Below are 435 nucleotides of genomic sequence, written 5' to 3'. Positions count from 1 at the left end.
CGGCTGATACTGCGACAGGAGCGCATAAAGCTAAAAACATAGCAATTGAAGATGTGAACAATCGTTTCACTGGTACGGATGTTGAAGCCGTACTGAACGAACTTTTTACATTTGCCAATGACGGGAAAACAGGTGTCGCCACCGTCGTTGGAAGTCCAGCAACAGCAGGCGACACATTCAGTCAGTTAGTAACACATATTCAGAATGCTAAAAACACGATGGCAACGAATTTATCTAACAAAGGCGTATCGGCAAGTGGAACAGAAGCGTTACAAGCGTTAGCGAATAAAATTGCGAATGTGAATACAGGAAAACAAGTCGCTTATGGCAATACAAACGTTACTATTCCTTCTAATAGCGGATCAGTATCACTAACAGTACCTATAAGTGTTAGTTTTACACCAAAAGAAGTAATTTTACTTTTAAACGGTTGGA

Annotated in this window: 1 pseudogene; it reads left to right on the top strand. The window is 40.7% G+C overall.

What is annotated here, in order from left to right:
• Positions 1-53: 53 nt before the first annotated feature.
• Positions 54-435, top strand: a pseudogene (locus ETC00_RS19970) (hypothetical protein); the annotation flags it as partial.

The organism is Brevibacillus sp. MCWH (genome assembly GCF_013096935.1).
Classification (GTDB): Bacteria; Bacillota; Bacilli; order Brevibacillales; family Brevibacillaceae; genus Brevibacillus; species Brevibacillus aydinogluensis.
The sequence above is the reverse complement of the archived record's forward strand: the minus strand, read 5'-3'. Positions and strand labels throughout refer to the sequence as shown.